The organism is Brevibacterium sp. ACRRH (assembly GCF_022346365.1).
Taxonomy (GTDB): domain Bacteria; phylum Actinomycetota; class Actinomycetes; order Actinomycetales; family Brevibacteriaceae; genus Brevibacterium; species Brevibacterium paucivorans.
Map to the genome: position 1 here is coordinate 108,141 of NZ_JAKRMN010000005.1, position 26,762 is coordinate 134,902.

Genomic DNA, 26,762 nt, shown 5'->3' on the forward strand with positions numbered 1-26,762 from the left:
CTACTGTCCGAGCAGTTCGATGCTGTTGATCGCATCCAGTTTCTGCGCGATTGCGTCAATGATCTTCTGACCGGCCGTTTCAACGGGCAGGTTGGTGGCTTCTCCGGTGGCGCGGTCACGCAATTCGACCACGCCGTCTTTGAGTCCACGTCCCACGACGACGACCGTGGGCATACCCAAGAGTTCAGCGTCACCGAATTTCATACCTGGGCTGACCTTTGGACGGTCGTCAAGAAGAACCGTGTAACCGGCCTTTTCAACTTGGGCCGTCAGCTCTTCAGCCACGTCAAAGACCTGGGCGTCTTTTCCGGTCGCAACAATGTGGACATCGGCAGGCGCCAAGTTAGCTGGCCACACAAGTCCCTTGTCATCCGCGTGCTCTTCAGCAATGCAAGCCATAACACGCGACACACCAATTCCATATGAACCCATCGTGACCACGCGGGCTTTTCCGTTTTCATCTAAAACAGAAAGTCCCAGGGCCTCGGCGTACCGCGTACCAAGCTTGAAGATCTGACCTACTTCAACACCGCGTGCCAGCTGAAGCTCACCAGAACCGTCGGGGGCAGGGTCACCGGCGACGACCTCGGCGGCCTCAATAAACTCATCACCCACAAAGTCACGGCCGGCAACCAAGTCAAACACGTGCTTGTCCGGTTCGTTCGCACCCGTGATCCAGCGGGTGCCGCTAACCACGCGCGGGTCCAGCAAGTAGCGGATCTTCGTGGAGCCTTCGAGACCCAGGACGGCCTGATCCAGGCTGTTACCTGGCCCGATGAAGCCCTTCACCAGTCCAGGGTGGTTCTCCAGGTCCTCATCGGTTGCAGCCACCAGATCGACTTCGCCGGACCCCAACATGCCAGTTCCGGCGGCGCGACCCAGGTCAACTTCGCGGTCACCAGGCAAACCGATGACAACGACTTCGCGCTTCCCATCTGGGTGAACGACTGTACACACGACGTTCTTCAGCGTGTCGGCAGCGGTCCACGGACGGTCCTCACGTGGGTGGTGCGTGTTAGCGAATTCCACCAGAGTAGCGATCGTGGTGGTCCCGGGGCTGTCCTCGACGTGAGCAGCTGGGGCGTCGCTGTAGTCGATATCTTCCGGCACGACCGTGGTGACAGCTTCGACGTTTGCCGCATATCCGCCGTCGGTACGCACGTAGGTGTCTTCACCCACCTCGGACGGGTACAGGAACTCGTGGGTACCGGAACCACCCATAGCGCCAGGGGTCGCTTCAACCATGACGAACGGCAACTGAAGCCGGTTGTACACGTTGATGTAAGCCTTACGCATTTTTTCGTACGCAACGTCCAAGCCCGCGTCGTCAATGTCGAACGAATACGCGTCCTTCATGATGAACTCACGCCCGCGCAACAGCCCCGCGCGTGGCCGGGCTTCATCACGGTACTTTGTCTGGATCTGGTACAGGTTAGCCGGCAGATCCTTGTACGACGAGTACAGGTCCTTGACCAGAAGCGTGAAGGCTTCTTCGTGCGTGGGAGCCAGAAGGTAATCAGCCTTTTTGCGGTCTTGGAGGCGGAAAATACCTTCACCAAAAGCTTCCCAGCGACCGGACTTTTCATACGGCTCAGCAGGCAACAGCGCAGGGAAGTGAACTTCCTGCGACCCTGCCTTGTTCATTTCATCGCGAACAATAGCTTCGATCTTGTCCAGCACCCGCAGCCCCAGAGGCAACCACGTGTAGATTCCCGGAGCTGAACGGCGAATGTAGGACGCACGGTGCAACAGCTTGTGGCTCTTGACGTCTGCATCTGCAGGCTCTTCTTTGAGGGTGCGCACAAAAAGCGTGGACATCCGCAAGGGCATAGCTCTAACTCCTGATTTAACTCATTGACAGGCCAAAACCGGACCTGGGCACAGATTACCACCTGGTGTTCTATGCTCGAATGCATGATTGAGCCCACGTTTGACACGCACGGATCGCAGCGCATCGACTCGTGGCTGTGGGCGGTGCGCGTTTTCAAGACCCGCACCCTGTCCGCCTCTGTTATCAAGGGCGGTCACGTGCGGGTTGACGGCGAAAAGGTCAAGGCGTCGTACAAGGTCAAAATCGGCGACGAAGTACACATCCGTCGTCACGGAATCGACCGGATTTTAGTGGTTCAAGGGTTTCTAGCTACCCGAGGTCCCGCCTCAGTTGCGCGCGCATGTTACGTGGACAACTCCCCCGAACCCAGCCCACTGTTGCGCGCTCCCGTACCACGCCGCGACAAGGGCATGGGCCGGCCCACGAAAAAGGACCGCCGCGCACTCGATAAGTTGCGCGGACGGCCCTCCCTCTAGCCGGGAACCGAGCTGCTAGCGGGTTGTCACGTTTCCGAACTTGCCGGCTACTGGTGCTACGAAGATTGGGCGGATGACTACCCACGCAGCTGCCATGACAACCACGGCAACCAGGAACAGGATCAGACCCAGGATTGGTTTGTCCGGTGCGGCCGCAAACATGTGGCTGAGGTTCGCGAACGGTCCCTTGCCTGCCACAATTGCGGTTGCGAATACCAGGAACACGTGAACTGCAGTGAACGCAACGAAGTAGATCATGACTGGGAAGTGGACCTTTGCAGCGTGCTCAACGCGGTACACGTCGTTGAACTTACCCTTAATGGGCCACACCTCTGACATGCGCAGACCAGTGATCATGGCCAGCGGAGTAGCAATGAACACGGTGGTGAAGTAGGCAAGCTGCTGCAGACCGTTGTAGTTGACCCAGCCGTTTTCCACTGGCCAGTTCATGGAAGCGTACTGCAGGGCAGCAGACAGCGCGTTCGGGAAAACTTCCCAGCTGGTGGGGACGATACGCATCCACTGGCCGGTCACGAACAGCAGAATAAAGAAGATCACACCGTTGAGCACCCACAGCGTGTCGAACGAGAAGTGGATGAGGTGGTTCATCGAGATCTTCTTAGGTTCGCCCTTGGTCTTGATGAACTTGGTGTTGTCGCGCGTCCAGAACGAGTCCGGCTTAGGCGTGGAACGGATGAGCCATCCTGAACGAACAATCAGCAACATGAAGAACATGTTGAGGAAGTGTTGCCAGTTCAGCCATGCGGGGAACCCGACCGGCGCACCTTCTGGCAGCTCGTATTCGCCCGGGTACTTCTCAATGAAGGCCGCAACAGCGTCGAGGCTTCGCAGCCAGTTGGCAATGAGCACCACGATGACAATCGCGACAATCGCCACACCCGCCCAGATTGCGGGTTTGATCAGGGACTTGGGATCAAAGGACGCGCCCTTCTTCCCCTTCTTTCCCTTCTTCTTTTTCTTCTTCTTTTTCGAAGTTGCCATCATCATATTTAAACGTCCGTATGTTCAGGGAGGCGCGTGCGCCTCGACCGACAGGTTCCGGCCAAAGGCCGTATTGAAACACCTCAATGCTAGATCATTCTGAGATTTTCATGTGCACAGGGTCACCTTTTACGACTGTGCGAGCCGTCACGTCCCACCTGTTGAGTCGCCACGTCAGGGAGCCGCGTCAGTACATGACTGTGGCGAATTCGCCTATCTGCCGGTAGCCAGCGCGCGCATAAGCGCCCAGCGCCGAGGTGTTAAATGAGTTGACGTACAAACTCACCGTGGGTGCGTACGCCAGGGCGTGTCGCGTCACGGAGACCATGGCTCGGCTGGCGATTCCTTGGCCGCGGTAGGCGGGGTGGACCCACACGCCTTGGACTTGGACTGCTCGACTAGAGATCACGCCCAGGTCGGCTTTGAAGATCAGGGTGTTCCCGTCGCTGAGCACAAGCGTGTGCCCACCGGTCAAGAGTGATCGCACGCGCGCCCGGTATCCGGAGGGGTTGGGCTGTTCAGGTGAGAACCCCACTTCTTCTTTGAACATCGCCACGGAGGCTTCATACACCTGTGTGTATTCGTCGGTCCTGGCGACGCGGACCGGGATCTCGTCAACGTCCGGCCGCTCACATGCGACCAGCAACGGTTGGTGCGGTCGCACTCCCCGAGGTGGCCCCCACACTAGCCGGCGATACACATCCAAAACCGGCTCTCGGTGCCCCACCAGCGAACACGGGTAACGACCTCGGCGGTTGAGAAGCGACGCCACGTCAGCGACCCCGTTGAGAGACGGGGTGAGCGGGGTGACGGAGTACCCAATCCAGAAAACCGACTCTGGTGGCAGGGCGCTCCCCTGTTCGCTGACGGTGCCCCACAGGACACCGGACGGTGCGTCGATTTGAGCGGTACAAGCCCCGTCAACGAGTCGCTGGATGGTGATGGTGCCTGCAGGGTCACCCGCACATACGCCCTGCACCCACGATGTGTGATGGTGAAGCAGGGGCGCTAGCCGGATCAACCGACGACAACCTCTGCTTCGCCGGACGGGTCGCCGTTCTCTTCAGCGATGCGCAGGGCTTCTTCGATCAGGGTTTCCACGATCTTGGACTCGGGCACGGTCTTGATGACTTCACCCTTGACGAAGATCTGGCCTTTGCCGTTGCCAGATGCGACACCCAGGTCGGCTTCGCGTGCTTCACCGGGACCGTTGACAACGCACCCCATGACGGCCACGCGCAACGGCACGTCCAGGCCTTTGAGACCTTCAGTGACTTTATCGGCCAGCTCGTACACGTCCACCTGCGCGCGTCCGCACGACGGGCACGACACAATTTCGAGCTTGCGCTGCTTGAGGTTGAGCGACTGCAGGATCTGGGTTCCCACCTTGACTTCTTCAACCGGCGGCGCAGACAGTGACACACGAATCGTGTCACCAATGCCTTCTGCCAAAAGCGCCCCAAACGCGGTCGCAGATTTGATGGTCCCCTGGAAGGCGGGGCCGGCTTCGGTCACGCCGAGGTGGAGCGGCCAGTCTCCACGTTCGGCAAGTTGGCGGTAGGCCTCGACCATGATGACGGGGTCGTGGTGTTTGACCGAGATTTTGAAGTCGTGGAAGTCGTGCTCTTCGAACAGCGAGGCTTCCCACACGGCCGATTCGACCAGGGCTTCAGGCGTGGCTTTTCCGAACTTCTCCATGATGCGCTTGTCCAGTGACCCGGCGTTGACACCGATGCGGATCGAGGTGCCGTGGTCCTTGGCGGCCTGGGAGATTTCTTTCACCTGGTCGTCGAACTTGCGGATGTTACCGGGGTTCACACGAACCGCTGCGCAGCCGGCCTCGATCGCCGCAAACACGTACTTGGGCTGGAAGTGGATGTCAGCGATCACGGGGATCTGTGATTTCTGGGCGATCGCTGGGAGTGCTTCAGCGTCGTCGGCGCTGGGGCAAGCCACGCGGACGATGTCGCACCCGGACGCGGTGAGTTCGGCGATCTGCTGCAACGTGCCGTTGATGTCCGTGGTTTTGGTGGTGGTCATGGACTGCACGCTCACGGGATAGTCTGACCCCACCCCTACGCTTCCAACTTTGATTTGGCGGGTTTTGCGACGCGGCGCCAAAACAGTGGGAGTCGATGGCATTCCAAGATTTACGGCAGGCATTCTTTCCCTTCCACGCGATGTACGTTCATTCTATGTCTTCGTGTGTTCGGTGTCCTTATTCGACCTAGTCCGCGACTGGCCCTAACCGCCAAACAGATCGCGCAGCGTGATCGGATTGAACAGATCCACGTACAGCAAAAGGAGCGTCATGACCAGCATGACTCCCACGACCCCGTAGGTGAGCGGTAGCAACCGGGCGGTGTCGAACGGACCAACGATGCCACGACCTCGGGCAAGGTTGATTCGCCGGCGAGCGCCTTCATACAGCGCGACTGCGATGTGACCACCGTCCAGGGGCAGCAATGGCACTAGGTTGAAGGCGAACAGGAAGAAGTTCAGCGAGGCCACGAGGCTCAACCCCAGTTGGATTTTGTCCACGACGTCGAACAGATCGGTGGACACGATTTCGCCGGCCACGCGCCCGATTCCCACGACGCCGATTGGTCCGTCAGCTGGCCGGTCTCCCCCATTGATGGCGATCTGCCCAATCTCGACCAGGCGCTGCGGCAAATGGAACAGCGCGCTGAAAGTCTGGGTGATCGAGGACCCGACCGTGGCGGGGAATTCGCTCACAGGGATGGGGGTGAGTTCTTGCGTGGGTGAGACTCCCAGGAACCCGGCTTGTTCGGTTTCGGGGGTGCCGTCGGAGTTGACGATGGGGCTGCCATGTTCGTCGGTTTTGGGGCGTTCCGAGGTGATAATCGGCACGTCCTTTGTGATCACCTGGCCGTCGCGCTCCAGTTTGATGGGGACCGTGGTTCCGGCGGCAGCGCGGATCTGTTCAGTCATGTGGTCCCATGACTCAACTGGGGTGCCCCCGATTTCGAGGATTTTGTCACCTGGTTTGATGCCGGTTTCCCATGCGGGTGTGAGCTGGTCCTTGGGCGTGCAGTCGTCGTTGCCTGCCGCTTGTCGCGCTTGAGCTTCTGACGCGGGGACGGCACATTCGACCACGGTCGCCACGGTGGTGGATGGGCCCGGCACCCCGATTCCTAAGAGCACTAACGCCAGGATCCCGATTCCCAGCAGTAGGTTCATGAACGGCCCGCCGAACATCACGACCAGGCGTTTGGGCAGGTTGAGCGCGTAGAACGTGCGGTGTTCTTCACCGGGTTCGATCCCCCGGTTGGAGAATTCGCGGGCGTCGGCCAGGGTGTTTTCAAACAGACGCCCCTTCCGAGGTGTACCGTCCTGCCGCGTGTCGGTCACCACGGGCTGTTGAGGGTCAGCCAGCTCCTGGTTGGCGTGACGTTTCTTGGCTGCTTCGCGCACGATCCCTTGAACGGTTTTTTCGTTTGGTACGTCTTGAGCGCGTGTGTGCGTGGCTTCTTTGGGCGGGTACATTCCCGGCATCGCGATGAACCCACCCAACGGGAGAAGTTTGATTCCGTACCGTGTTTCCCCACGTTTAAACGACACCAGGGTTGGGCCAAACCCGATCATGTAGTCGGTGACCTTGACGCCGAACTTCTTAGCAGGCACCAAGTGACCGATTTCGTGGAGTCCAATCGACAAGCCAATTGCGGCTAAGAAAAGAATGACTCCCAGAATGTACAGAAGGATTGTCATGCGTTCACCCACTCGTGAGCCCAAGCGCGGGCGTGTGCGTCAGCTTCCAGGACGTGTTCAAGTGTAAGGCCACCAGCTATCGTGTGGTCTGCGTTCAACTGGTCGGCCTTGTCTAGGGCCGCCGCCAGGCCGTCGCTGATTGCGGTGAAACTGATGTGCCCATCATGGAACGCGTCCACGAACACTTCATTGCTGGCGTTGTACCACGCGGGGTGTACGCCCCCGGCTTGCCCGGCCCGAGCCGCCAACCCCAACGCGGGGAACGCTTGGTGATCGACCGGTTCAAAGGTCCACGTCACGGGTTGTGACCAGTCGTTCGGGACCGTGGCGGCGGGAATGTGTTCTTCGTACCCCAAGGCGTATGCGATCGGAAGTTTCATGTCCGGTGGCGACACTTGCGCCAGTGTGGAACCGTCCACGAACTGCACCATGGAATGAATGTTGCTCTGCGGGTGGACCACCACGTCGATCCGGTCATACGGCACGTCAAACAGCAGGTGCGCCTCAATCACTTCGAGCCCCTTGTTCACCAGGCTCGCCGAATTCGTGGTGATCACCCGTCCCATGTCCCACGTGGGGTGTTTGAGCGCTTGTTGCGGGGTCACACGTTCTAGCTGTTCGCGGGTCATGCCTCGGAAAGGTCCGCCCGAGGCGGTTAAGACTAACCTGTCGACCTCCCGGTGAGTGCCCGCGCGCAACGCCTGCCACAGAGCAGAGTGCTCCGAGTCAACAGGAAGAAGGCGAGCGCCCGTCGAGGCCGCTAAGTCCGTGATCATGGTTCCCCCGATGATGAGGGACTCCTTGTTCGCTAGAGCCGTGTCCGTTCCGGCCTGCAGGCTGGCATGGGTGGCGGTCAGACCAGCTGCTCCCGTGATGGCGTTGAGCACCGTGTCAGTGGGCATGGCCGCAATCGTTGCGGCAGCTTCAGGGCCACACACGATCTCACGCACCGAGTTCGGTTTACCCGCTTCGCTGGCGGCTGCGTCCACCGCGGAGGCAACTACCGCCTCGGCGTGGGAAGCACACCCAACGACAGACACCCCGAACTCAACCGCCTGACGGGCCAGCAACTCAACGTTGGCACCCGCAGACAGCGCCGACACACGAAACCGGTCAGGGTGAGCAGAAATGAGCTCTAACGCCTGCGTTCCGATCGAACCAGTTGAACCTAAAATCGCGATTTGTCGAACAGCCACCAGACAATCTTGACACGATAACTGCAGAGGACGCTGAGCCAGCCCCCGCAACCTCGGGCCGGGTTTAGTGACACGGAACACGCAATGTACAGTGCAAATAGACGAATCGGATACGCATTCGCGCATCTACACCAACGACAACAAGGAGAAAAACGTGGCAAAGACGCAAACACCGGACGAAATCCTGCAAATCGACTCGGTTTTTAGCAAAGAAGACCTCGAATGGGCCGGTGTTGTTCGCCAATGGGCCGATGACAACCTGCGTGACAAGATCGGCGACTGGTACTTAGAAGGCACCATTCCGGCTCGTGAGCTCGCCAAAGAACTGGGCCAGCTGGGCGTCCTAGGTATGCACCTGGAAGGCTACGGATGCGCCGGTTCCACCGCAACCCAGTACGGCCTGGCGTGCCGCGAACTTGAAGCCGTGGACTCCGGTCTGCGTTCGCTGGTGTCCGTGCAGGGATCGCTTGCAATGTTCGCAATCCACCACTGGGGTTCGGAAGAGCAGAAGAACGAGTGGCTGCCACGCATGGCTCAGGGTGAAGCCATTGGGTGCTTTGGTCTGACCGAACCTGATGTGGGATCCGATCCGTCCAACATGCGCACTGTGGCCAAGCGCGACGGTGACGACTGGGTGCTCAACGGCGCAAAAATGTGGATCACCAACTCCCCTGTTGCGGATGTTGCCGTTGTGTGGGCTAAGACCGACGAAGAGGACGACAAGGGTCGCCCCGTCATCCGTGGTTTCGTGGTTCCGACCGACACACCTGGTGTTGAGTGCCCCAAGGTTCAACGCAAACTGTCGCTGCGCGCGTCCATTACGGGTGAAATCGTACTGGACAACGTGCGCCTCCCTGCTGACGCCATGATGCCTAAGGCCAAGGGTCTGCGCGGGCCACTCACGTGCTTGTCTGAAGCTCGTTTTGGGATTGTGTTTGGTGCTACTGGTGCTGCTCGCGACGCACTTGAGCAGGCGCTCATGTACACCGGTTCACGTATCCAGTTCGACAAGCCACTCGCGGCATTCCAGATCACGCAGCAGAAGCTGGCAAAGGCCTTTGGTCAGTACTCACAGATCACCCTGCTGGCAGCCCACCTGGGCAAGCTCAAGGACACCACGGGTGTTCGCCCTGAACAGATCAGCTTGGGCAAGATGGTCACCGCCGACACCGCGATGAACATCTGCCGTGACTTGCGTGCGCTGTTCGGTGGTTCGGGTATTACCAGCGAATACTCGCCGCTGCGCCACGCCATTAACCTGGAAACCGTTCTTACGTACGAAGGTACTCACGAGGTTCACCAGCTCACGTTGGGACGTTCGCTCACCGGTATCAACGCGTTCGCGTAACGAGATACGTATAGGTCGTCTAAAGTGAGGTGGCTGGGAACGGTTGAGCTGTTCCTGGCCACTTTCGCGTTTTGGCATTCAGGCCCAGAGGGTACGTAGCCTACGAGTATGCTTTGATCGCTTCCACGGCTGTCAAGCGCTGAGTATTGGGTGCGTTGGAACACTGCACAACGGCGTCGGGGCGAAGCTCCACCACGGAGGCCGGCTCAACCCGTGCATCGCGCACAACCGTGTCCAGGACAAACTCGTTACCCTCAAACAGGGCAACAGCGCCTTCAAAATGGCTGGGCAACGCCTTCACGGGCTTAGAAAATGCCTGGTGGGCACCTCGCTCGCTGGGACTCTGAGCGGGCGTCTCCCCCGCCACAATCCGAACCGGGGCGCCGGAGTCCGCGGATGCGACACACGCGCCCACACGCCACGCACCCAATTTCACCAGGTGGGCTGTCAGCGGGGACACCTCGGTCGCAACCGACACGCACGTCCCTTCGCCCACTTCCATCAGGCGCAACACGCCAGCGAACTTCGCGGAGCGGTCTAACACCTCGGCGAAAGTAAGCTCCACCAACTCCCCAAAGCAGTTGCGATCGCGCACAAACACGTCATCAGCGCGACCCATGGCAACGGGGAAATCCAACAGCTCATACACCGGGTTCATGAGCCCCGGGTGGCCCTCCCCGCGAACGCCGGGCCGGGCAAACCAGTGGATATCAGTCAACCGAAGCCATCACTTCAACAACACGGTCGATAAACGCATCCACCTGGTCTTCGTTGTACGCCTTCTTGCCCTTGCGGATCTTGAACAGGACGCGACGAACCTCGTCCACGCTCATCGCTAGGCCATCGGTGAAGTACGCGTTGATCTTGTCGCACAGTTCGTCGACTTCTTCGATGTCGTAGCCAATGGTTCCGCGGCCAGCCAGGTTAAAACGCTCGCCCGGTGCACGGCTCAAACGCCCACGCAACGAACCGGCAGCGCGCGTGAGCTCATCAACCCAAGCGTCCTCACCAGAGGTGGCGACCAACTGCTCACGGCTACGCTTGGCGAACGCGTCCTCCAAACGGTCAAGGGCCGCGTCGACAACGCCCACGTGGTAGCCGCCGCGCTTTAGGTCAAAACCAACAGTGCGCACCGCACGCGCGTCCAGGTCACCGGGCTGAGGGGTTTCGCGCTCAAAGCTTTCGCGGGCGCGCTTGAAGAAGCTGTCGACCTGTGCCGGGTCATAACCGTTCTTCCACCCCGACATCTTGGGGAAGTTCTGTTCCAAAGCGTCTCCTTAGTCCTCATCCTCAGCAGCCAGCTGACCACACGCACCGTCGATGTCTTTACCGCGTGTGTCTCGAATTGTAGTCGGTACCCCCGCCTTGACGAGCCTGCGCACAAACTCAGCGGCAACCTCGGGCTCGGAAGCCGTCCATACGGACCCCGGCGTGGGATTCAGCGGGATTGGGTTCACGTGAACCCAGCCACGACCTCGGGCGTTGAGCTTCTTAGCCAGAAGCTCCGCACGCCACGCGTGGTCGTTCATGTCTTTAATGAGCGCGTATTCGATCGACACGCGCCGGCCAGTGGTTTTGTAGTAGTCGTATGCGGCGTCGATCGCTTCGTCGGCGTTCCACCGCGTGTTGACGGGGATCATTTCGTCGCGCAGGTCGTCATCCGGCGCGTGCAGGCTCAGTGCGAACGTCACCGGAATGTTTTCCGTGGCGAGTTTCTTGATGCCAGGCACCAGGCCCACGGTCGACACGGTGATGCGGCGCGGCGACATGCCCAGGCCGGCTGGCGCGGGGGTTGTGAAGCGGCGCACCGCGTTCATGACGCGCTTGTAGTTGGCCAGCGGTTCCCCCATTCCCATGAACACTACGTTGGTGACACGGTCGTGTACCCCGGCCGAGGTGGTTGCAGCTTGGGCGTCTGCGGCGCCGGTTTCTGCTGGTGTGTCTGTGGCGCTTTCGGGGGTGTCGGCTTCGGAGCCGACTTCAGCTGCCTCTTCGCCCAGGTAGTTGGTGGTCGTTGCGGTGGCAGGCGCCAGTTCCCCGGCTGCGATCACGCGGTTTGCTTGGATGACTTGGTCGACAATTTCGGCCGTGGACATGTTACGGGTGAGGCCCTGCTGACCGGTTGCGCAGAAGGGGCAGTTCATGCCGCACCCACACTGCGAGGACACGCACACGGTGATGCGGTTACGGTAGCGCATGAGCACGGATTCGACCATGGCACCGTCGAACAGCCGCCACAGGAACTTGATGGTGTCACCATCTTCGGTGCGCAGGCGCCTGACCTCGGTGAGCAGTGGTGGGAAGAACTCTGCAGCGAGTTCTTCGCGCTGATCGGCCGGCAAGTCGGTCATGTCAGCTGGGTCAGTGGTGTTGTGTACGTAGTAGTGGGTGGCCAGCTGTTTGGCACGGAACCCGGGAAGCCCTTTGTCTTTGACAGCCTGCGTCAGTTCTTCTAGCGACAAGTCGGCTAGGTGCTGAGGTGGCTGTTTTACCCGAGGTGAACGGAAATTCAGGAGGGGCCGACCGTCCCGCATGGGGGTTTTCGAGGTCGTTCCGTCCTCATGTTCGACAACAGGGCGTACCTGACGAGGTGTTAAATTCTGGGCCATGGCCCTCCCAGTATCGCACGAATTAGCTCAGACAGACACTTAGCGTGTTGTCCGGTCCACCTAGAACCGGTCCACCTAGAACAGGAGCCCCGGCAAGAAGTGGTACAGAGCGAGAGCCACCGGAGCGGTCGGAAGAATCGAGTCCAGCCGATCCATGACTCCCCCGTGACCAGGCAACAGCGTGCCCATGTCTTTGAGACCCAAGTCGCGTTTGATCATCGACTCAGAAAAGTCACCCAGTGTTGCGAAAACCGGAATGACCATGCCCAGAACAAGGCCGGTCCACCACGGGGCCCCGAACGCCAGCACCACCATGCACACGCCTACAACGGTGGAGAAAAGCGCGGATCCGGCAAAACCTTCCCAGGACTTCTTTGGCGAAATACTAGGCGCAATGGGGTGTTTGCCCCACAGAACACCAAAGGTATAACCACCGGTATCACTAGCAACGACCATGGCCAGGAAGGTGATCACCAGCATGTTGCCCATGGGAAACGACAACATGTAGGCAATGAACGAGCCCATCAGCCCCACATACGTGAGGGCAAAGATACTCAAGCACACGTCTTTTACAGGGTTGAGGCGGTGCCGGCGGATCTGGTTGTAGATGAGGATGAACCCGCACCCCAGTGTGAAGGTCACCCAGAGCGCTTCACGCCCCAGAAAATACGCGGCCAGGATCATGAACCCAGCCGAAATCATGGTGGGAACACGCGCCACTTTAGAACCGGATCGGCTCAGTGCGTTGGACAGTTCCCAGGTTGCAGCCACGACACCAATGAGTGCCACGACCAAGAACATTTCGGGAATGAACACCAGGCTGGCAAGCACTGCTCCACCCAGCACCAATCCCACGGCGATCGCAGCGGGCAGGTTACGCCCGGCTCGCCCGTAGTCCTTTTTAGGCGGCTGAGGTGCCTGCGGGTTGGGTTCAGCCCCCGTGACGGGGTTCTGAGAAGTCGAAGAGGCGCCAGCCGAAGTATTCGACTGGCGCTCGTCGTAAGACGACAAATCAGACTTCAAGCAGCTCTTTTTCTTTAGCGGCCAAAAGCGAGTCGATTTCGTCGACCTTCTTCTTGGTGAGTTCGTCGAGCTCGCCAAGAGCGTGCTTGACTTCGTCCTCACCAGCTTCGCCGTCCTTCTGGATGCGTTCGAGCTGTTCCTTGGCCTTGCGACGCACGTTGCGCACTGAGATGCGGCCTTCTTCAGCGTCGCCCTTGACGATCTTGACGTACTCCTTGCGGCGCTCTTCGGTGAGTTCCGGGAGGGTCACGCGGATAACGTTTCCGTCGTTAGCGGGGTTTGCGCCGATGTCGGAGTTACGCAGTGCGTTCTCAATGTCGGTCAACGCACTGCGGTCATATGGGGTGATGAGAATGGTGCGTGCTTCAGGCACCTGGAACGATGCGAGCTGCTGCATAGGCGTGGGAGTGCCGTAGTACTCCACAGGGATGCTGGAAAACAGTGCAGGGTTCGCACGACCGGTACGTACGTTACCGAAAGCGGACTGGGTAGCTTCGATCGCACCATCCATTTTGGCGCTAGCTTCTTTAAGAATTCCGTTGATCAATGTCTTCTCCTTGGGAACGTTCTGTTCAATCCTACCTGGGGTGACCTGGACGGCAGACTCTATGCGCTGACTACGGTTCCGATGTCTTCGCCCATGATCGCGCGCTCCAAGTTCCCGTCACCCTGCATGCCAAACACACGCATGGGAAGGGAGTTGTCCATGCACAAACTGAACGCGGTCGCGTCAACGACTTTGAGACCTCGGGTAAGTGCGTCCTGGAAGGTGATGTGGTCAATCTTGGTGGCCGACGGGTCCTTCTTGGGGTCCGCGGTGTACACGCCGTCCACACCGTTCTTGGCAATGAGAACTTCGTCGGCGTGGATTTCGAGCGCACGCTGCGCGGCCACGGTGTCGGTTGAGAAGAACGGCAGTCCAGCACCCGCGCCGAAAATGACCACGCGGTCCTTTTCCATGTGTCGCATGGCGCGGCGCGGAATATACGACTCGGCCACCTGGCTCATAGGGATCGCGGTCTGAACGCGCGTGTCCACGCCCTGCTGTTCCAAGAAGTCCTGCAGAGCCAGGCAGTTCATCACGGTGCCCAACATGCCCATGTAGTCCGCACGAGTACGGTCCATTCCACGTTGCTGCAGTTCCGCCCCGCGGAAGAAATTGCCGCCACCTACGACGATACTGATTTCCACCTCGGGCACGGTAGGCACGATCTGCTTAGCGATTGCCGACACAATGTCCGGGTTCACCCCAACGGATCCCCCACCAAAAACTTCACCTGACAGTTTCAGAAGCACTCGCCTGCGATCAGTACGAACCGGATGCATTGCGTGGCTAGAAAAATGAACAGGCGATTCCATGGGATCCTCACGTCAAAACTTGCGGGCCACCTCTAATACTAACGGTCGCCCACAGCGTTTGTGTAAGCGACGCCGAGGTGGTACCTAGTTTTCGCGGATCTGGGCGGTGCGCAGGTAAGGGAAGGACTCCTGGACGTCGTCAAAGCGGTCGCGGGCTTCGTCAGTGGTGACGGTTGGTGGGACGACGATCCGGTCGCCACTCTTCCAGTCCACGGGGGTTGCGACTTCTGCGCGGTCTGCAGTTTGGAGGGCGTCGATCACGCGCAGGATTTCGTCGAAGTTGCGCCCGGTTGACTTGGGGTAGGTCATGGTGAGGCGGATCTTCTTGGCGGGGTCAATGACGAACACCGAACGCACCGATGACGTGTCGCCTTCGTTGGGGTGGATCATGCCGTAGAGTTCCGCGACTTTCTTGTCGGGGTCGGCGATGATGGGGTACTCCACGGTGGTGTTGCCGTAGGAGTTGATGTCGGAGATCCAGTTGTCGTGGTCTTCCTTCGAGTCCACCGACAGGGCGATTGGCTTGACGTCCCGCTTTGCCCATTCCTCGCTTAGCTGTGCGACGCGACCCAGCTCGGTGGTGCAGACGGGAGTGAAGTCGGCTGGGTGCGAGAAGAGCACAACCCAGTTGTCACCAGCCCAGTCGTGGAACGAGATTTCGCCAGCCGAGGTTTCGGAGGTGAAATCTGGGGCTACGTCACCGAGCATGAGGGTCATCATGAGTCCTTTCGATTGTGGGTATTCCCCACACAGTAAACGCTGGGTGTAACCACGGACTCGCGAGAGGGTAAAGACCCGCCCCCACCTGGGTAAAGACCACGTGAACTTAGGAGAGTCGTATCCCTACGGGGCAACGTGGGCAAAACAAAAACGTGCCACCACAAAAATGTGGTGGCACGTTTTTGTTAGCTAGCGCTTAGATTAGGCTCCCACACGCACACGTGCGAAACCGGTTGCCTTGATGCCAGCTTCGTCCAAGATGGACTGAACCGACTTCTTTGGCTCCTTGGCAAAACCCTGGTCCAGCAGAACGTTTTCCTTGAAGAATCCGTTGACGCGGCCTTCAACGATCTTTGGCAGAGCAGCTTCTGGCTTGCCTTCGTTCTTTGCGGTTTCCAAAGCGATTTCGCGTTCCTTTTCAACCAGTTCAGCTGGAACGTCTTCGCGGCTGAAGTACTTAGGTGCAAGAGCAGCAATGTGCACGGCTACGTCATGTGCAGCCTGGTCGTTGTCACCTTCGTATGCCAGCAGAACACCAACCTGTGGAGGCAGGTCCTTGTTGGTACGGTGCAGGTAGGAAGCGATCTTGGCACCTTCGAGGCGCGCAACGGTCTTCAGGTCAACCTTTTCACCCAGGGATGCACCACCTTCGGTGATGATCTGGGAGACAGGCTTGCCGTCGATTTCCACGTTCTTGAACTCTTCAGCGTCCGAAGCGTTGTTCGCCACTGCCAGTTCCAGAATTTCGTCAGCCAGGCTGATGAACTTGTCGGACTTAGCAACGAAGTCTGTTTCGGAGTTGAATTCGATCATGGTTCCGACGCCACCGTCGGTCTTGATAGCGACAAGACCGTCCGAGGTCGAACGTCCTTCACGCTTGGTGGCACCCTTGAGGCCTTTAACGCGCAGAATTTCAACAGCCTTGGCCTGGTCGCCCTGAGCCTCGTCAAGAGCCTTCTTCACGTCCATCATGCCTGCACCGGTCTTTTCGCGCAGAGCCTTGATGTCAGCGGCGGTGTAGTTTGCCATGTGATCTCCTATAGTCGAGAGGATTTACGTGCGTGGGGTTACAGCACTAACGTGTCAGGCTTCAGTCGACTTGTCGTCGGCGTCAGCGGCGGCTTCTTCCTTGGATTCTTCCAGAGCTGCTTCTGCCTTGGGTTCTTCCTTAGCGTCGGCAGCCTTGGTTTCGTCCTTGGCTTCCTTTGTTTCTTCTGCCTTGGCTTCGTCAGCCTTAGCGTCTTCTGCCTTAGCGTCGTCCCCGCTCTTACCTTCGAGGAGTTCGCGTTCCCATTCTGGCATTGGTTCAACGTCAACAGCGGAGACGTTCTTTTCACCTTCGTCAGACGAGTGGCGCTTGAGCAGACCTTCGGCAACTGCGTCTGCAACGACGCGGGTCAGAAGGGCTACGGAGCGGATCGAGTCGTCGTTACCTGGGATTGGGTAGTCAACTTCGTCAGGGTCGCAGTTGGTGTCGAGGATACCCACGATTGGGATACCCAGCTTCTTAGCTTCGTCAACAGCCAGGTGTTCCTTCTTGGTGTCAACGATCCACACTGCTGAAGGGGTGCGCTGCATGTCGCGGATACCGCCCAGTGTGCGCTCAAGCTTTTCCTTTTCGCGCGACAGGATGAGCAGTTCTTTCTTGGTGTGACCTGAACCAGCTACGTCGTCGAAGTCGATTTCTTCGAGTTCCTTCAGGCGACGCAAACGACCAGAGATGGTCTGGAAGTTGGTGAGCATACCGCCCAACCAGCGCTGGTTCACGTATGGCTGACCAACGCGCTGTGCCTGTTCGGCAATCGCTTCCTGGGCCTGCTTCTTGGTTCCGACGAACATGATCGATCCGCCGTGCGCAACGGTTTCTTTGATGAACTCGAATGCGGTGTCGATGTAGCCCAGCGTCTGCTGCAGGTCAATGATGTAAATGCCGTTGCGTTCCGTGAAAATGAAACGCTTCATCTTGGGGTTCCAGCGACGAGTCTGGTGACCAAAGTGAACACCGGAGTCGAGCAACTGGCGAGTGGTGACGACGGCCATGCCGACGCCCTCCTTTCATGGCGCTTACGCGCGTTCGGGCACAGGTTCCAACTGGGTTGACCCTGTGCGGATTTCGGTTTGTTCCTGGTATCCGTGGCGATAGCCCACGCTTCACCCACGTGTCCTGTTGGAGGAATATGTGTGGATAAAACGCACCTGAGGCACCGCTCGTGTCTCGGATACGCGTAGTCAAGAGTTTTGACACTCCTGCTGGCCCTATTTTATGCAGGTCACGTGCGAGTAGCCAAATAGGTACTTGTGGCACCACGCGTGTGGATTGTTTTTCGTTCCCGTGGCAAAAGGATTGTGGAAGACTCCGCGGTTTCCACAGGGTTGGCTTCGGGTCTTCTATCAGTGCTGGTCGCGTAGTGCTATAAGTACATGATTTCTCGAATTTTGACTGTAGTTTCGTGGCTCGTTTTAGCGATGACGCTGATAAGTGCCACACATGTTCCAGATTCCGCGGTGTATGCGTCACCCGGTGAGCGCTCAGATGAACCGTCCGGTACGTGGATGACTCCGGTGCCTGGGTTTGAAGTAGTCCGTGGTTTCGATAAACCTGACAAGAATTGGCAGTCCGGGCACCGAGGTATCGATGTCCTGGCGTTGCCCGGTGAGCCCGTGCGTGCCCCAGGTTTTGGCGTGGTGCGGTTCGTGGGAGTGGTTGCGGGAAAACCCGTCATGAGTGTCGAGGTGGGTAACCACGTGGTGAGTTATGAGTCGGTGGACAGCGATTTGAAGAAGGGCGATGAGATTACTCCCGGGATGCACATGGCTACGGTGTCCTCCCCTTCGCATTGCCCGCAAGGGTGCGTGCATGTAGGTGTATGGCGTAAGGACAGAGCGAAGGATTACCTCAACCCGGTAAATTTCTTCTCTTCCGGCGCTTCGATCCTTTTGCCAGAGGCGCAAGCGCCCAAGCCCCTGGCGGTCGATCAGCAGCCGAGTTATAAGGGCAAAGGTAAGGGCGCAGGCCCGTGGGGTGGGCACCAAAACGGACGAATCCCAGCAGTCGCGATGTGTGCCGTGAAGTCTGCGCCAGGTCACATGCTCAGATGTGACGCCGCGCGGGCCTTCGATGAGTTATCGGCTGCGTTCAAGGCCCAGTTCGGCCGGCCGATCTCAGTGACTGACTCATATCGCACGTATGAGCAGCAGGTGATTCTGAAGAAGCGGAAAGGCAGAATGGCTGCCACTCCGGGCAGGTCGAACCACGGGTGGGGCCTTGCCGTGGACCTCGGTGGTGGCATCAACCGCTTTGGAACAGCGGAGCACCGGTGGTTGCGTGCGAACGGCCCAAAGTACGGGTGGGATCACCCTGGCTGGGCACGCCAAGGCGGGTCATTGCCCGAGCCGTGGCACTGGGAGTTCATGGGCTAAACCGGTGGGCTGAGACCGTCAAACATGATGGCGATGCAGTACACATGGAATAGTTCGCACGAAGTGTGTGTTTCGCGAGTATGAGCACACGTATTGCAATCATTGGTGGACACGGAAAAATTGCTCGTCTCGTCACTGAACGCAAAGGTGACGTCGATATCACCAGCGTGGTGAGAAACCCTGATCATGTCGATGAGCTCAGCGCTATGGGCGCTCACCCAGTAGTTCTCGATGTAGAGACAGCGGCGGTTTCAGAACTGGCCGAGGTCGTTAACGGTCACGACGCCGTTGTGTTCCTCGCTGGTGCGGGTGGAGGTTCGGGTGTGTTCCGGAAATACACCTCGGACTTGAAAGCAGCGATCACTTCTCAGCAGGCAGCCAAGGAAGCGGGTGTGAGCCGGTTCGTGCAGGTGTCGTTCGTTGGTGCAGAGCACCCAACTGCGGAAGGCACTGACCCGGTCTTTGCCGCGTACTGGGATGCAAAGCGTATTGCTGATGACTCGCTTCGGGCGTCCGACTTGGACTTCACGATTGTCAAACCTGGGCGTCTGACAGATGAGCCCGAGACTGGGAAGCTTTCGGTTTCCCAGGGTGAGGTGCGTAAGGGGTCGACTACGGCGCGTGCCGATGTAGCGAACTTCATTCTGCACATCCTGACCGATGAGCGCACGTACGGGAAGGACCTGGACATCCTCGACGGGGACACCCCGATGGAGGACTCGCTCAACGCGTTTCTTGCTTAATTCTCGATAGTCGCGCCTGAGTGTCAGGCGCTGGCGAAACACAAGCACACGGCGAGGCCCACTCACACGCTTAGGCGCGTGGGTGGGCCTGCGTATAGGAGTCTTTAAGTTTGCCCAGGCTCACGTGCGTGTATATCTGGGTTGAGCTCAGGGTGGCGTGGCCCAGGAACTCTTGCACTTGGCGGATGTCGGCCCCGTTTTCAACCATGTGGGTGGCAGCCGAGTGGCGTAGGCCGTGGGGCGAGATTTCCGGTGAGTTGGCTCGTTTGGCCGTCGCCTTGTGGACCACGTCGCGTACTTGGCGCTGGTTGATTCTGCCACCTCGGACGCCTACAAACAGGGCTTCTTGACCGTCACTGGCCAGGTGGTTCCTGACTTCTAACCATTCGGTGAGTGCGCGTTGTGAAGGGCCACCGAATGGGATTCGGCGCTGCTTGTCTCCTTTTCCTAGGACCGTGATGAGTCCGGCGGTCCAGTCGACGTCGGTGGTGTCGAGGTTGACGAGTTCGGATACGCGCATGCCGGTGGCGTACAGCAGTTCGACGAGTGCGATGTCGCGTGTGCGTGCGGCGCGTTGGGTCTTGGTGAGTTTCGCGCCGTCGGCGGGCGGCTCAAAAGGTTGTGTGAGTACGTCTTCTGTGTGGGACTGCTGTAAAACGGTGGGCAGGCGGGTAGCTTTTTTGGGCGTGGATAGTCTGCTGGCCGGGTTAGTGGCGGTGATGCCTGCCCGAGTGGTGAAGGTGAAGAACGACCGGATACCTGCGATGCGACGGGCGAGGGTTCCGGACGACGCGCCTTGGGACGATAGGTGTAGGAGCCACTGGCGGAGGTTGCCGATTTCGATGTCGGTCAAATGAATGGGGTCACCGTTGCCGTCGTGGGTGAGGAATTGCATGAGGTTGGTGGCGTCGGCGATGTAGTTGCGCACGGTGTGTTCCGATGCGTTCTTGTGTACCGTCAGTTCGTTGTGAAAGCGGTTAAGTGCGTCGACGTATTCGGCACTCAACCGGTTACGTTGAGGTTCGCCAGTTGCGGTGGCGTTGTGTGGGGAAGTCGCCATTCTTCAAGGATACAAGCTCTCTAAACCTGTTTCTTTAACCCAGTTGATCGTGGCTGTCGCGGCTCGGCGCCGCAGTCATAGCAGTATCTCCAACGCCAGGCGTAGCCGCGGCTTCACCTTGGGGAAGGCATCGGCCATGCGCAGCAACCTCGCGGGCGTTGACCCGGTACGACGCAGCCATCGCCGGAGCGCCTCGTAGGCAGTCTCGCTGCCCTCGTGATGCATGAGTCGGAAGCAATCGATGATGGTCCGCTCGGGCGAGTAGATCGCCACCGTCACGCCCGGAGCAACACGGCGTGTTTCACGCCCGAGGAGGAAGGTGTCGGTGGCGAAGCTGTGCCAGGTCACGTGGTCGAACCCTGCCGGGTGCCTTGTTCCGCGCGGTAAGGTATGTCGGTGTCGAACGGGATCACGTCGGTGAGGTCATGATGCGCGAGCGCGCTGGTCAGGCACATCGTCGCCTCCGATCGCAGGGCGGTCGCGGCGGCGAGAGAAACAAAGCGCTCATCAGGCATGCCGGGGTAAAGATACACGCCACGTCCCACGCGCTCGATCTCCTCAGCCGCGAGCAGGTCGTATACCTCATGCTTGCGCAGTCCAGCCATACGGGCCCGTTCGAGTGTGAACACCGGCGCCAGGTTAATCGCCGTCAGCCCAACAATCTCCTATCTGCATACACATCTAGCGTATGTGTCAACGGTTAAGAACAAAAGGAGTGGAGGACAACTAGCAACACCACCCTGCATCACACAGAATCATCAAGCGCCGCGGCCCCTCTAGCCATGCTTCTTCCACCCATGCCAGTCCTTTGCCGCTCGGCCTTTCATCATAAGCACACCAACCACCGAGTGAGCTTCAGCAACGGTCAGACTTAACTTAAGAGCTACCAGGACCAGCCGACCAGCGCGAAGGTATTGGTCACGATCGTGTCCGGCCTTGCGCTTGGGAAGCCACTCGCAATCCTGCCTTTTGCGTACGGCACAGAAGTCCCATAGCGTCCTATTCCATGGATCCCTGGAATAGCACGCTACAGTTCCTTACCGCCCCAGGCCAAAACGTCACTGACCTCGAATCGCCAATTCAGCTTGCAGAGACATTCCGACTTGCGTCGCCACCAACGGGACTTTGCGCCCACGCCCGTCACTCTCCACGGAAGATACCGAATGAATACCGACTCTAAACTCCACGCATCGATTAGTGAGCACGAACGTGCCCGCGTGCACAAACGCACGCTCACAGTTGTGATCCTGAGTCAGATCCTTGGGGGTGCTGGCCTGGCTGCCGGGATCGCTGTAGGAGCGCTGCTTGCGCAAGACATGCTCGGCTCCGATGCTCTCTCCGGCTTGCCGACTGGCCTATTCACGCTGGGCTCGGCCCTCGCCGCCTACCTTGTGGGCCGCTCCACACAGCGATTCGGTCGCCGCATGGGCTTGGCCTGCGGGTTCATCGCCGGTGGGATCGGCGCTCTCGGCGTCGTGATCGCCGCAATCGCAGACAACACTCCCCTGTTATTCGTTGCTTTGTTCATCTACGGCTCAGGCACCGCGACGAACCTGCAAGCCCGCTACGCTGGCACAGACCTGGCACTGCCCAGCAGGCGCGGGTTCGGAGCGAGCATGGCGATGGTCGCCACCACGATCGGTGCCGTCGCAGGCCCGAACCTCATCGAGCCAATGGGCGTTTTCGCTGACGCAATAGGCGTGCCAACTCTGGCGGGTCCGTTCATCCTGGCATCTGTTGCCTATACCGCGGCTGGTCTCTTCCTGTTTGCATTCCTCCGGCCCGACCCCTACCTGCTTGCACGAGACATAGCCAAACACGAAACAGACCATGCCGCCCAAAGTGATCAATCCACGACAATACCGAAAGTCGGGGTGAGCGCATACGTCGGCGCGACGGTGATGGTACTCACGCAGATCGTCATGATCGCGATCATGTCGATGACTCCGGTGCATATGAGAGCCCACAACCACGAAATGGCCGCGATTGGCCTCGTGATCGGACTCCATATCGGAGCGATGTGGCTACCTTCGCTATTCACCGGCGCCCTCGTCGACAAACTCGGTCGCACCCCAATGGTTATCGCCTCCGGAATCACACTGTTGCTCGCCGGGCTCTTGGCAGCGCTTGCTCCTGTCGATTCTCTCGGACTGCTAATCCTCGCGCTCGTACTGCTCGGCCTCGGATGGAACTTTGGCCTAGTCGCAGGCACAGCGCTCGTGGTCGATGCAACAGTGCCGCAGAACCGACCCAAAACACAGGGCACCATCGATGTGCTCATCGCGCTCGCCGGCGCTGGTGGCGGGGTGGCATCCGGGGCCGTCATGCACGCCACGAGCTACCAGGTGCTGTCCATTGGCGGCGGCACCCTCGTTACCCTCCTAATCCCCGTTCTCTTCTGGGCACGGAACGAACAGCGCTGAGGCGAAAGCTCACTGCTTCCCACCACGAAAACGTTACCCTTACTCCATTAAAGTGAAGAATATGTCTGGGCTGAGCAAAGCCGACGTGTTCGATGTGTTCGCCGAAGTCGTGCTGTACTGCCGGGGACAACTGTGCAGAATCTCACGGGAAGCCACCGTGTGGTTGCGTGAACGAGGCATCGACGCGAAAGCGATGGATGAGGGCATCATCGAGTGGAGAGCGAACAAAGACATCATTCTCAACGTCGCTTGAAAACCCGAAGCTTACGAACCTCAGAGCAAACCGCGCTTCCTGCAAACGCACGACACTTCGAGACCCATAGTGAGCAGTATGACGAGTGGTTGGACCGTCATGACATGCTGTATCGGGCCGAGGTGGATGCGGTGAGGCCGATCCAGTAAACCGCGTCACTTCCTGGGCTTGAGATCGGAATCAGCACCGGAATTGGGGATTCGGGACCGCTCTGCGCGTAGGCCGGATAGGCCATCAATCGACCTGTACGGCCTGGACGAGCATTGACGCCTGGCTGGTGTCGCGATGTGTTCATGCGCTCTCTCCTTGTTCAAGGAGGTGCGCTTTCCACCCCGCGCCTCGTACATAAACAACACGCCCTGCTGATGGCTTAACTCTAGCCGCCCTTCCTCCACCCGTGGGTGTCCTTTGCAGCTCGCCCTTTCATCATGAGCACACCAACCACCGACCGTGCTTCGTTCACCGTCACCCCAGCTTTACTGGCCACCGAATCCAAACCCGCACCTCTCACTGTGGGCAGTGCGGCGAACACCCGCAACTCACGTTCATCCAAATCATCCGTGATCCTCAACTCCGCCTGCGACGCATACGAATCCCCCTCACGCACCGCGTCCAAACCACCGACGAGCTCTTTGACCTCCTCGGTCGACGTCACCACAACCGCCGCCCCATCACGCAACAACCGGTGACACCCACTGGACTGAGGATCAGTCACCCGCCCCGGAACAGCCCCCACCTGGCGACCCAACTCAGCCGCCCGATGCGCCGTATTAATCGCACCCGACCTAAACCCCGCCTGCACCACCACAGTCGCACCAGACAACGCAGCAATCAGCCTGTTCCTCGCAAGAAACCTGTGCCTCATCGCAGTCGCACCAGGAGGACACTCGGACACAATTAGCCCCGCCTCAGCAACAGCACGCAACAAATCAACATTGCCCTTGGGATACAACGAATCCACTCCCCCAGCCATAAACGCCACAGTCGCAGGCCCACTCGCACCACGCATCGCACCCTCATGCGCCGCCGAATCAATCCCATACGCCCCACCAGACACAACCGCGACCCCATCCCGGGCCAACTCAAACCCCAACGACCTCGCCACACTCACCCCGTAGTCCGACGGCGCCCGCGCCCCCACAAGCGCAATCGCCTTCGAGGCCATCACCTTCAACGACCCAGCACCGCGCACCCACACACCCAGGGGACGCTCATCACCCAGATCATCCAACGCAGACGCCCACTCGCTACCACCTCGGACAATGAGCCTGCACCCCAACTTGCCCATCACCCGCACATCCCTAGCCGCATCCAGCATGTTCACCCGCGCAGACCACCGCTCAACAGCCGTCGCAAAATCAGCCGAGGACACCTCGGCACCGGCATCGTGCAAAGCCCTCACCACCCGGGACTCAGCAACCTCGCCCCGCACGCACGCCAACACCTCTTCAGGCCCCACCACGTCCACGCACATGCTTAGCAACCGGTCCCCTGGTTCGGACAGACGCATGACATCGGCCATCGCCAAAACCACGTCATCCACAACGCTCACCCTTCCCTGGTTCGTAACGTATACGCGTGCGCTAAGTCGTCACCCGTTGGACGTTCCCGGCCACCCAAGTCCGCCACCGTCGTTGCGATCCGCACGATCCGGTCATAGCCCCGCATGGTCAGATCACCTCGGTCCATCGCCGCATCCAAGGGCGCGGTCTCCTGCGGCGTAAACGCAAACAAAGCACGTAACCAACTACCAGGCGCCCGCGCATTCGTCGACCACACCTGACCCTCATACCTACTGGCCTGGATGCGCCTAGCCTCAACCACCCGAACAGCCACATCCGCCGTACACTCCCGCACCTCACTCGCATGAACATCCGCAGCGGACAACGGCAACATGTCCATCTGAATGTCGATCCGGTCCAACAGCGGCCCCGACAACCGATCCCGGTACCGCCTTTTGGCAATCGGCGTACACGGGCACGCCTTCCCGTCACCCACCGCCGAACCGCACGGACACGGGTTCGCCGCCAGCACCAACTGAAAGTCCGCCGGCAACGTCACCGTCCCCCACGCTCGGCCAATCTCACACCGACTGTTCTCCAACGGCTGCCGCAACGCCTCAAGCACGTCACGGTGAAACTCCGGAGCCTCGTCCATGAAAAGCACGCCCCGGTGAGCACGGGAAAACACGCCTATCGAGGTGGGTTTGGAACCGCCCACCATGGCCGCCGAGGTCGTTGAGTGGTGCGGAGCTTCAAACGGTGGCGTTGTATCCAGTCCGAATTCCGGGTTTAACGTTCCGTCGATGGATCGCAGTGAGAAGGTTTCGATGGCCTGCTCTTCACTGAGTGCTGGCAAAAGGCCCGGCAAGCAACCAGCGAGCATGGTTTTGCCCGCGCCCGGTGACCCGATCATGAGAATGTGGTGGCCACCTGCGGCCGCGACTTCGAGCGCGTACCGTGCTTCGTCCTGGCCTTGCACCTCTGATAAGTCGTTCACGGACAACGGTTTCCGTGCCTTAGTCGTGTGCCGCTCCACTGGCGGCAGTTGAGGGACTTGGACGTCCCCACCAAAGTGGTTCACCACTTCGCCAAGCGAGTTAGCGGCGATCACGTTAAGACCCGTCAGCATCCGCGCTTCTTTTTCATTCGCTTGGGACACCACCACGGTGGTAAGCCCAGCTTGTTTAGCTGCGATGAGCGTGGGCACGACACCGTTGACGGGGTGGAGCCGTGAGTCCAAACCCAGCTCAGCACAAAACACCACGCGGTCGGTTGCTTGAGGGATTCTGCGTTCTGCTTGGAGGATCGCCACAGCGATTCCCAGATCAAAGTTGGTCCCGTACTTCTTCACGCTGGCCGGTGAAAGGTTCACGGTGATGCGTTGAGCACTCATCGCAAACCCCAGATTCGCCGCCGAGGCGCGCACGCGTTTCTTCGCCTCATTCACGGACGTATCAGGCAAACCCACCACGTCAATTCCGGGCAGACCACTGTTGATGCTGGCTTCAATAGCGATTGGGGTGCCTTGGGTTCCCCACAACGCGACCGCGGTTGAACGTCCTACATGCAAACTCATTGGGCATTCCTCACGTGGGTGAGAACAGGCTGGCCGGAGTTCCACACGATGCCGATCACATCGACACGGAACTCAGGCACCCATTCGGGTTGAGCAGATAGCCACGCAATCGCCAGCCCACGCAACGTGCGCATCTTGAAGTAACTGACGTGCTCAAGCGGGTGACCAGCACGCACAGTGTTGCGGGTTTTGACCTCGACAAAAACAACGGAGGCACCGTCGCGGGCAATGATGTCGATCTCGCCTAGCCGGCACCGCCAATTGCGGTCCAGGATGTGCCACCCGAGACCTTCCAAATGGTCCGTTGCGAACTGCTCACCCAGCGCGCCAAGAGTCTGATTGCGTTTCATGCTTCAACACTGAACGCACAACGCACTCACGCATAGACGTACTCAGCTACCTGTGGAAACACCTCGGGCATCCACAGGGACAGCGCCACCTCAACACTGGCCCACTACCAGGGAAAACTCACTACCCACAGGGAAACGT

28 protein-coding genes are annotated in these 26,762 nt (G+C 59.2%); 6 read left to right on the forward strand and 22 right to left on the reverse strand.

Annotated elements, in window-relative coordinates; translation table 11 throughout:
* Positions 1-1,830: a proline--tRNA ligase gene (locus MHX53_RS06570; RefSeq protein ID WP_204515724.1), complete on the reverse strand. Its 1,830-nt coding sequence runs from the start codon at positions 1,828-1,830 to the stop codon at positions 1-3.
* 84 nt (positions 1,831-1,914) lie between these two features.
* On the opposite strand from MHX53_RS06570, the gene MHX53_RS06575 reads away from it, so the two are divergent.
* Positions 1,915-2,307, forward strand: a complete 393-nt coding sequence (locus MHX53_RS06575; RefSeq protein WP_239271650.1) for an RNA-binding S4 domain-containing protein — start codon at positions 1,915-1,917, stop codon at positions 2,305-2,307.
* Between the two features lie 15 nt (positions 2,308-2,322).
* Here MHX53_RS06575 and MHX53_RS06580 read toward each other — a convergent pair whose 3' ends face one another.
* The 5 genes from MHX53_RS06580 to dxr all read right to left on the reverse strand — a co-directional run bounded on the left by MHX53_RS06580 (position 2,323) and on the right by dxr (position 8,237).
* Positions 2,323-3,315, reverse strand: coding sequence for a cytochrome b/b6 domain-containing protein (locus MHX53_RS06580; RefSeq protein ID WP_180965335.1), 993 nt, complete (start codon positions 3,313-3,315; stop codon positions 2,323-2,325).
* 181 nt (positions 3,316-3,496) lie between these two features.
* On the reverse strand, positions 3,497-4,288 hold the full coding sequence (locus MHX53_RS06585) for a GNAT family N-acetyltransferase (RefSeq protein ID WP_239271651.1): 792 nt from the start codon (positions 4,286-4,288) through the stop codon (positions 3,497-3,499).
* A 38-nt stretch (positions 4,289-4,326) separates the two neighbouring features.
* Positions 4,327-5,472, reverse strand: a complete 1,146-nt coding sequence (gene ispG, locus MHX53_RS06590) for a flavodoxin-dependent (E)-4-hydroxy-3-methylbut-2-enyl-diphosphate synthase (RefSeq protein WP_204515720.1) — start codon at positions 5,470-5,472, stop codon at positions 4,327-4,329.
* A gap of 81 nt (positions 5,473-5,553) precedes the next feature.
* On the reverse strand, positions 5,554-7,041 hold the full coding sequence (locus MHX53_RS06595) for a site-2 protease family protein (RefSeq protein ID WP_239271652.1): 1,488 nt from the start codon (positions 7,039-7,041) through the stop codon (positions 5,554-5,556).
* A complete protein-coding gene (dxr, locus tag MHX53_RS06600; protein ID WP_239271653.1) occupies positions 7,038-8,237 on the reverse strand; it encodes a 1-deoxy-D-xylulose-5-phosphate reductoisomerase in 1,200 nt (399 codons plus the stop codon). Before dxr ends, MHX53_RS06595 begins: the two co-directional genes overlap by 4 nt.
* A gap of 154 nt (positions 8,238-8,391) precedes the next feature.
* On the opposite strand from dxr, the gene MHX53_RS06605 reads away from it, so the two are divergent.
* On the forward strand, positions 8,392-9,585 hold the full coding sequence (locus MHX53_RS06605; RefSeq protein ID WP_239271654.1) for an acyl-CoA dehydrogenase family protein: 1,194 nt from the start codon (positions 8,392-8,394) through the stop codon (positions 9,583-9,585).
* A 100-nt stretch (positions 9,586-9,685) separates the two neighbouring features.
* Here the strand turns inward: MHX53_RS06605 and MHX53_RS06610 are convergent, their stop codons facing one another.
* From MHX53_RS06610 to rpsB, 9 genes are all read right to left on the reverse strand, one after another.
* A complete protein-coding gene (locus MHX53_RS06610) occupies positions 9,686-10,303 on the reverse strand; it encodes a hypothetical protein (RefSeq protein ID WP_239271655.1) in 618 nt (205 codons plus the stop codon).
* Entirely contained in the window at positions 10,296-10,853 is a 558-nt protein-coding gene (locus MHX53_RS06615; RefSeq protein ID WP_239271656.1) for a DivIVA domain-containing protein, read from the reverse strand. The genes MHX53_RS06610 and MHX53_RS06615 overlap by 8 nt, the downstream gene beginning before the upstream one ends.
* Before the next feature lie 9 nt (positions 10,854-10,862).
* On the reverse strand, positions 10,863-12,119 hold the full coding sequence (rlmN, locus tag MHX53_RS06620) for a 23S rRNA (adenine(2503)-C(2))-methyltransferase RlmN (RefSeq protein ID WP_239271773.1): 1,257 nt from the start codon (positions 12,117-12,119) through the stop codon (positions 10,863-10,865).
* 150 nt (positions 12,120-12,269) lie between these two features.
* Complete coding sequence (locus MHX53_RS06625) at positions 12,270-13,217, reverse strand: phosphatidate cytidylyltransferase (RefSeq protein WP_239271657.1); 948 nt, start codon at positions 13,215-13,217, stop codon at positions 12,270-12,272.
* Entirely contained in the window at positions 13,207-13,764 is a 558-nt protein-coding gene (gene frr, locus MHX53_RS06630) for a ribosome recycling factor (protein WP_239271658.1), read from the reverse strand. The genes MHX53_RS06625 and frr overlap by 11 nt, the downstream gene beginning before the upstream one ends.
* A gap of 59 nt (positions 13,765-13,823) precedes the next feature.
* Positions 13,824-14,576 (reverse strand): UMP kinase, encoded by a 753-nt coding sequence (gene pyrH, locus MHX53_RS06635; RefSeq protein ID WP_239271659.1) that lies wholly within the window; start codon positions 14,574-14,576, stop codon positions 13,824-13,826.
* Positions 14,577-14,660: 84 nt separating this feature from the next.
* Positions 14,661-15,293, reverse strand: coding sequence for a peroxiredoxin (locus tag MHX53_RS06640; RefSeq protein WP_239271660.1), 633 nt, complete (start codon positions 15,291-15,293; stop codon positions 14,661-14,663).
* Between the two features lie 204 nt (positions 15,294-15,497).
* The gene (gene tsf / locus MHX53_RS06645; protein WP_239271661.1) at positions 15,498-16,325 is read right to left on the reverse strand and encodes a translation elongation factor Ts; all 828 of its coding nucleotides are present in this window, start codon (positions 16,323-16,325) and stop codon (positions 15,498-15,500) included.
* Positions 16,326-16,379: 54 nt separating this feature from the next.
* Positions 16,380-17,336, reverse strand: coding sequence for a 30S ribosomal protein S2 (rpsB, locus tag MHX53_RS06650; protein ID WP_239271662.1), 957 nt, complete (start codon positions 17,334-17,336; stop codon positions 16,380-16,382).
* 381 nt (positions 17,337-17,717) lie between these two features.
* On the opposite strand from rpsB, the gene MHX53_RS06655 reads away from it, so the two are divergent.
* Positions 17,718-18,716, forward strand: a complete 999-nt coding sequence (locus tag MHX53_RS06655; RefSeq protein ID WP_239271663.1) for a D-alanyl-D-alanine carboxypeptidase family protein — start codon at positions 17,718-17,720, stop codon at positions 18,714-18,716.
* Between the two features lie 80 nt (positions 18,717-18,796).
* Complete coding sequence (locus MHX53_RS06660) at positions 18,797-19,459, forward strand: NAD(P)-binding oxidoreductase (protein ID WP_239271664.1); 663 nt, start codon at positions 18,797-18,799, stop codon at positions 19,457-19,459.
* Between the two features lie 70 nt (positions 19,460-19,529).
* On the opposite strand, the gene MHX53_RS06665 is transcribed toward MHX53_RS06660, so the two are convergent.
* The 3 genes from MHX53_RS06665 to MHX53_RS06675 all read right to left on the reverse strand — a co-directional run bounded on the left by MHX53_RS06665 (position 19,530) and on the right by MHX53_RS06675 (position 21,124).
* A complete protein-coding gene (locus MHX53_RS06665) occupies positions 19,530-20,519 on the reverse strand; it encodes a tyrosine recombinase XerC (RefSeq protein ID WP_239271665.1) in 990 nt (329 codons plus the stop codon).
* Between the two features lie 75 nt (positions 20,520-20,594).
* Positions 20,595-20,867 (reverse strand): hypothetical protein, encoded by a 273-nt coding sequence (locus MHX53_RS06670; protein ID WP_239271666.1) that lies wholly within the window; start codon positions 20,865-20,867, stop codon positions 20,595-20,597.
* A complete protein-coding gene (locus tag MHX53_RS06675; RefSeq protein ID WP_239271667.1) occupies positions 20,864-21,124 on the reverse strand; it encodes a hypothetical protein in 261 nt (86 codons plus the stop codon). Before MHX53_RS06675 ends, MHX53_RS06670 begins: the two co-directional genes overlap by 4 nt.
* 558 nt (positions 21,125-21,682) lie before the next feature.
* Here MHX53_RS06675 and MHX53_RS06680 point away from each other — a divergent pair.
* Positions 21,683-22,942, forward strand: coding sequence for an MFS transporter (locus MHX53_RS06680; RefSeq protein ID WP_239271668.1), 1,260 nt, complete (start codon positions 21,683-21,685; stop codon positions 22,940-22,942).
* Between the two features lie 61 nt (positions 22,943-23,003).
* Positions 23,004-23,195: a hypothetical protein gene (locus tag MHX53_RS06685; RefSeq protein WP_239271669.1), complete on the forward strand. Its 192-nt coding sequence runs from the start codon at positions 23,004-23,006 to the stop codon at positions 23,193-23,195.
* 97 nt (positions 23,196-23,292) lie between these two features.
* Here MHX53_RS06685 and MHX53_RS06690 read toward each other — a convergent pair whose 3' ends face one another.
* The 4 genes from MHX53_RS06690 to MHX53_RS06705 all read right to left on the reverse strand — a co-directional run bounded on the left by MHX53_RS06690 (position 23,293) and on the right by MHX53_RS06705 (position 26,623).
* Positions 23,293-23,490: a hypothetical protein gene (locus MHX53_RS06690; RefSeq protein ID WP_239271670.1), complete on the reverse strand. Its 198-nt coding sequence runs from the start codon at positions 23,488-23,490 to the stop codon at positions 23,293-23,295.
* Positions 23,491-23,571: 81 nt separating this feature from the next.
* The gene (gene dprA, locus MHX53_RS06695; protein ID WP_239271671.1) at positions 23,572-24,747 is read right to left on the reverse strand and encodes a DNA-processing protein DprA; all 1,176 of its coding nucleotides are present in this window, start codon (positions 24,745-24,747) and stop codon (positions 23,572-23,574) included.
* Positions 24,744-26,273 carry a YifB family Mg chelatase-like AAA ATPase gene (locus MHX53_RS06700; RefSeq protein ID WP_239271672.1) on the reverse strand — a complete coding sequence of 510 codons (1,530 nt, stop codon included), beginning with the start codon at positions 26,271-26,273 and terminating at the stop codon, positions 24,744-24,746. Before MHX53_RS06700 ends, dprA begins: the two co-directional genes overlap by 4 nt.
* Positions 26,270-26,623 (reverse strand): YraN family protein, encoded by a 354-nt coding sequence (locus MHX53_RS06705; protein WP_239271673.1) that lies wholly within the window; start codon positions 26,621-26,623, stop codon positions 26,270-26,272. Before MHX53_RS06705 ends, MHX53_RS06700 begins: the two co-directional genes overlap by 4 nt.
* Positions 26,624-26,762: the final 139 nt, after the last annotated feature.